The organism is Deltaproteobacteria bacterium (assembly GCA_016875225.1).
In the GTDB taxonomy this organism is placed as follows: domain Bacteria; phylum Myxococcota_A; class UBA9160; order SZUA-336; family SZUA-336; genus VGRW01.
Genome location: VGRW01000140.1, coordinates 1 through 4,948, shown reverse-complemented (window position 1 = coordinate 4,948; position 4,948 = coordinate 1). Strand labels below are relative to the sequence as shown.

At 70.8% G+C, this 4,948-nt stretch carries 7 protein-coding genes; 4 read left to right on the top strand and 3 right to left on the bottom strand.

Translation table 11 applies throughout. From position 1 onward, the window contains the following. The coding region (locus tag FJ108_17920) for a glycosyl hydrolase (GenBank protein MBM4337769.1) at window positions 1-187 on the bottom strand (187 nt) is incomplete at its 3' end. 43 nt (window positions 188-230) lie between these two features. On the opposite strand from FJ108_17920, the gene FJ108_17915 reads away from it, so the two are divergent. After that, entirely contained in the window at window positions 231-713 is a 483-nt protein-coding gene (locus FJ108_17915) for a GNAT family N-acetyltransferase (GenBank protein ID MBM4337768.1), read from the top strand. On the opposite strand, the gene FJ108_17910 is transcribed toward FJ108_17915, so the two are convergent. Next, window positions 698-1,321, bottom strand: coding sequence for a sulfotransferase family protein (locus tag FJ108_17910; protein MBM4337767.1), 624 nt, complete (start codon window positions 1,319-1,321; stop codon window positions 698-700). The two genes, FJ108_17915 and FJ108_17910, sit on opposite strands and share 16 nt — an antisense overlap. 77 nt (window positions 1,322-1,398) lie before the next feature. Between FJ108_17910 and FJ108_17905 the strand changes: the two genes are divergently transcribed. Next, window positions 1,399-2,034: a hypothetical protein gene (locus tag FJ108_17905; GenBank protein MBM4337766.1), complete on the top strand. Its 636-nt coding sequence runs from the start codon at window positions 1,399-1,401 to the stop codon at window positions 2,032-2,034. Between the two features lie 10 nt (window positions 2,035-2,044). Continuing rightward, window positions 2,045-3,373 (top strand): sodium-dependent transporter, encoded by a 1,329-nt coding sequence (locus FJ108_17900; GenBank protein ID MBM4337765.1) that lies wholly within the window; start codon window positions 2,045-2,047, stop codon window positions 3,371-3,373. 2 nt (window positions 3,374-3,375) lie between these two features. On the opposite strand, the gene FJ108_17895 is transcribed toward FJ108_17900, so the two are convergent. Beyond that, a complete protein-coding gene (locus FJ108_17895) occupies window positions 3,376-3,912 on the bottom strand; it encodes a GNAT family N-acetyltransferase (protein MBM4337764.1) in 537 nt (178 codons plus the stop codon). A 52-nt stretch (window positions 3,913-3,964) separates the two neighbouring features. On the opposite strand from FJ108_17895, the gene FJ108_17890 reads away from it, so the two are divergent. Further along, window positions 3,965-4,825, top strand: a complete 861-nt coding sequence (locus FJ108_17890; protein MBM4337763.1) for a sulfotransferase domain-containing protein — start codon at window positions 3,965-3,967, stop codon at window positions 4,823-4,825. Window positions 4,826-4,948: the final 123 nt, after the last annotated feature.

Sequence of the window (4,948 nt, the reverse complement as noted above, 5' to 3'; positions counted from 1 at the left end):
CCCCGCAGAGCAGCGTACGGCGATCGCGCGGATCGAGCACGACGTGGTTCACGATCTCGCCGAAGCGGTGCGGTCCCTCGGCGCGCCAACGCGTGCGAGAGGGGTTGGCGCGGAATACGAAGGCGCCCTTTCGGGTTCCCACGAGCAGGACGACACGCGGCGGCCGCTTCGCCTTGGCTGCTGGCATCTCGGAATCGTAGACCGGAGGCGGACCGGGCGTCGAGAGTTCGCTGCCCGAAACGCGCGGCGCGTGCGAGACTCGCGCGGTGATCGAGATCCGCGCGCCCGACGCTTGCGAGATCGCCTCCGTCGTTCGCGTCTGGCACGAGACCAAGCGCGATACGTACGCCTTCATCCCGCAGGAGCAGGGGCGAACGCTCGAAGAGGACGATGCGTTCTTCCGAAGCGAGATCCTTCCGCGGAGCTCGGTCTGGATCGCCGTCGAGGGCGCGGACGTGCTCGGCTTCCTTGCGCTGCGCGGGATCTACGTCGACCGCCTGTACGTGCGCCCCGACCGGCAGCGCCGCGGCGTCGGCGAGGCGCTGCTTCGGAAGGCGCTTGCGCTCTCGCCGCAGGGTCTCGAGCTGCACACGCACGTGAAGAACGCGAAGGCGCGCGCGTTCTACGAGAAGCACGGCTTTCGCGCGGTGCGTTTTGGCGTGAGTCCGCCGCCGGAGAGCGAGCCCGACGTCGAGTATCAGCTCCGACCCTGAGGGGTCGCGGGCGACGGGAGTCGCGCGTTGAACTCCGCCGTCGTGTTCGTGTGCGGGAACGGCTCGGCGGGAATCGGCAGCCCGAGCGCGCGGCAGATCGGCTCCCAGCCGTCGCCCGGGCGCCACTCGAGCAGCCTTCGCGCGGGAATCTCCGCCCGAACTCGCGCGTTGTGGCGCTCGAACGCGGCGATCGAGGCGTCGCGGTCGCGGATCGCGGGCGTGAAGCGCGAGGCGAACATCTCGTCGACCATCGAGCGCCAGAGCTCGCTCGGGGATCGCTCGGTCGCGGGGAAGATCGTGCCGTTGGCGCTGCGCCACCAGGCCTCCGCGTCGCGCACCGAGAGAAGCACCAGCGCATCGGGGAAGGCGCTCGCGAGCTCGGGCCAGAAGGCGGACGCCGGCCAGTCGACCGCCGCCGCGTAGCCGTGCATCAGCGCCTTCCAGTCCGGCATCTTGCCGCGGGCCGCGTCGCGCCAGAGCGGAACGTGCTCGGGGTGACCGAAGACCTCCATCATGTGGTAGCAGGGCACGCCGAGCAGCCGCTCCAGCGCGACCTTCAGAGAGAGCGTCCCGGTTCGACCCACTCCCGCTCCCACGACTCTCAACATCCGCGCTCTCCTCGATCCGGTCCGGTCCGATCGCAACGTACACGAGCCGCTCGCCCGCTGTGCTACAGAGGTCCCGAATGGCCGAAGCGTTTCAGCTCTACGAAGCCCTGCTCTGGGAGCCGCCGTCCGGCTACTTCCTGCTCGAGCGGCATCTGCGGCGGCTTTCGGAGTCGGCCGCGCACTTCCGCTTCGCGCTCGATCCCGGCGCCGTTCGCACGGCGCTCGACGAGCGCGCCGCGATTCTGCCCGACCGGCCGCGCAAGATCCGCCTCGAGCTCTCGTCCGATGGCGCGATCGCGATCCAGGACGTCGACGTGCGGCCGAGCACGCCGGTGCGCGTCGCGCTCGCCGCGGCGCCCGTCGCTAGCGAAGACGAGTTCCTGCGCCACAAGACCTCGCGACGCGGCGTGTACGAGCGCGCGCTCGCCTCGCGCCCGGGCGCCGACGACGTGCTGCTCTGGAACGAACGCCGCGAGCTGACCGAAACCTGCAGCGCGAACCTGGTGCTCGAGATCGACGGCCGCCGGCTCACGCCGCCCGTGTCGTCGGGCCTGCTTCCCGGCACGTTCCGGTGTCACCTGCTCGAGCGCGGCGAGATCGAAGAGGCCCCGCTCGCGATCGAGGCGCTGCGGAGCGCGAGCGCCCTCTACCTGATCAACTCCGTGCGCCGCTTCTGCGAGCTTCGGCTGCTCGACGGCGAGGCGACCCGGTAGGGCTCCGGCGGTGCGGGAGAGCTGGAATTCACGCGCCGGGTTCGTGCTCGCGTCGATCGGCTCGGCGGTGGGGCTGGGCAACATCTGGCGCTTCGCCTACGTCGCCGGCGAGAACGGCGGCGGCGCATTCCTGCTGGTCTACCTGCTGCTCGTGATCGCGATCGGGCTGCCGCTGCTGATGGCCGAGCTCGCGATCGGCAAGGCGGGCGCGGCGGACGGCGTCAGCGCCTTCGAGCGGCTCGCGCCGCGCTCGGCCTGGCGTCGCAGCGGCTGGCTGGGGGTCGCGAGCGCGGGGATGATGCTCGCCTATTACAGCGCGATTGCGGGCTGGGCGCTGCGCTACTTCGTCGCCGCGGCGAGCGGAGCCCTGTCTCACGTCGCGGCTCCGGACCACGCCGCGCACTTCTGGCACTTCATCGGCCGCGCAGCCGAGCCGCTCGCCTGGCAAGCCGCGATGGTCCTGGGCGCAGCGCTGGTGGTCGCCGGCGGAGTCGCACGCGGCATCGAGCGCCTGAACTCCGCGCTGATGCCTCTGCTGGCGCTGATCGTGATCGCGCTGGCGGGATTCGCGCTGACGCTGCCGGGCAGCGAGCGCGGGGTCGCGTTCCTGTTCGAGCCGGACTGGAGCGCGCTCGCCGATCCGCGGGTGGCAGCCGCGGCGCTGGGTCAGGCGTTCTTCTCGGTCGGCGTCGGCTCGGCCATCTTCGTCACCTACGGCAGCTACATGCGCCACGACTTCAGCGTCGGCGGCTCCGCCGTGGCCGTCGTCGCCGGAGACACCTTGTTCGCGATCGTCGCGGGCCTGGCGATCTTCCCGGCCGTATTCGCCTTCGGCATCGATCCCCGCTCCGGACCGGAGCTCGCCTTCGTCGCGCTGCCGCAGGTCTTCGCCTCCATGCCCGTGGGCTGGCTGGTCGCGCCGGTGTTCTTCTTCCTACTGAGCGCCGCGGCGCTGACCTCGATGGTCTCGATGATGGAGGTGCCGGTCGCCACGGCGATCAGTCGCTTCTGCCTTTCACGCGCGCGCGCCGTGGCCCTGATCGGCGCGGCGGTGCTGCTCGCCGGCGCTCCGAGCGCGGCGAGCCACGGGCTGCTGCGCGGCGTGAGGATCCTCGGCCGACCGATCCTGGACGCGAGCGACGCCTTCGTCTCGAACCTGATGCTTCCGCTGAGCGGCTTCGGCGTGTCGGTCTTCTGCGGCTGGGTCCTGCCGCGCGCGCGGGCGCTCGCGCTCTCGGAGCTGGGCGGGCGCCGGCTCGGGTCCGCCTGGCTCTGGGCGCTGCGCCTGATGCCCGCGCTCCTCCTGGCTCTGATCGCATTCGGCCTGCTCGCGCGCTGAGCTCAGGCTCGAGGTGCTGCGAGCCGGTAGAGCACGTGCCGCCGCAGCGGGTGCCCCTCCGGCAGCGCCGGATGGTCGAAGTCGTCCGCCGCGCGCCGACTCATTCCGAGCTTCTCCATCACCCTTCGCGAGCGCATGTTCGCCGGTACCGTGAACGAGACGATCTCGTCCAGGCCGACCACGTCGAAGCCGTGGGCCAGCACCGCGCGCGCGGCCTCGCTCGCGTAGCCCGATCCCCAGTGCTCCGCCGCGAGACGCCAGCCGATCTCGACGCAGGGCGTGAACGCGGCCTCGAAGCGCGGCACCGACAGCCCGACGTAGCCCGCGAACGGTGCGACGCCCGTGATCTCCAGCGCGAAGAGCCCGAAACCGTGCTCGTCGAAGTGAGCCTCGATGCGATCGACCAGCGCATCGCTCTCGCCGCGCGAGAGCGCCCCCGCCAGAAACCCCGTGACGCGCGGATCGGCATTCAGCTCCGCGAACGCAGCGCGGTCCGACGCGCGAAAGCGGCGCAGGAGCAGTCGCTCGGTCCGGATCATCCCTTCCCCTCGTGCGGTAGAGTAACGCCCGATCTTCCGCCTCGGAGCCCGAATGCGCCCCTACCGCACCGCCCTCTTCGACAACTCGCGCTGGGCCGAGTTCGAGCCGCGTCCGGGCGACGTCTTCGTCTGCACGCCGCCGAAGTGCGGCACGACCTGGACCCAGACGATCATCGCCAATCTGTTCTGGCCGGACGGGAACCTGCCCGGACCGGTGATGCAGATCTCGCCCTGGATCGAGGCGCTGTTTCTGCCGGCCGACGCCGTGCACGCCATGCTCCGCGCCCAGGACTTCCGGCGCGTGATGAAGAGCCACACGCCGGCCGACGGCATCCCGTGGTTTCCGGACGCGAAGTACGTCTTCGTCGCGCGCGACGGGCGCGACGCCTTCATGTCGCTGGTCAACCACATGGACCGGATGAAGTTCACCGAGATGCTGAACCAGCAGGCGCGAAGCGACGGGATCGAGCCAATGCCCGTGCCGGAGGGCGACCTGCACGGCTATTTCGCCCGCTGGCTGCAGGCCGACGGCGTGTTCTTCGAGACCGTCGCGAGCTACTGGGCGATGCGGCTCGATAAACGCCTGCTGCCGGTCCATTTCAACGACCTGAAGCGCGACCTCGACGGCGAGATGCGGCGCATCGCGCGGCACCTGGAGATCTCGATACCCGAGAGCCGCTGGCCCGCGCTCGTCGAGCGCTGCACGTTCGAGTCGATGCGCGAGAACGAGGCGATGGTCGGCGATCTGAGCTTCGCGTTCGAGGGCGGAACCAAGGGCTTCCTGTTCAAGGGCACGAACGGCCGCTGGCGGGAGCTTCTGAGCGAAGACGAGCTCGCGGCGTATCGACATCGCGTCGAGGCGGTGCTGCCCGCCGAGGCCGCGATCTGGCTCGAGCGCGGGAGACTCGGCTAGGAGCCTGACCCGAGAGTGAGTGCCGGGGCGCGCCGGATGGGGGTCTCCTCAGCGGTGCCCGGCACAGCCGACCGCTTCGTCGACCCCCATCCGGCGCACTCCTCCGCCCACGACACGCCGACG

Bases quoted from the DNA above. Each gene is read 5' to 3' on its own strand.
- FJ108_17905 (MBM4337766.1), top strand. From the start codon at position 1,399: ATGGCCGAAGCGTTTCAGCTCTACGAAGCCCTGCTCTGGGAGCCGCCG.
- FJ108_17910 (MBM4337767.1), bottom strand. From the start codon at position 1,321: ATGTTGAGAGTCGTGGGAGCGGGAGTGGGTCGAACCGGGACGCTCTCT.
- FJ108_17895 (MBM4337764.1), bottom strand. From the start codon at position 3,912: ATGATCCGGACCGAGCGACTGCTCCTGCGCCGCTTTCGCGCGTCGGAC.
- FJ108_17890 (MBM4337763.1), top strand. From the start codon at position 3,965: ATGCGCCCCTACCGCACCGCCCTCTTCGACAACTCGCGCTGGGCCGAG.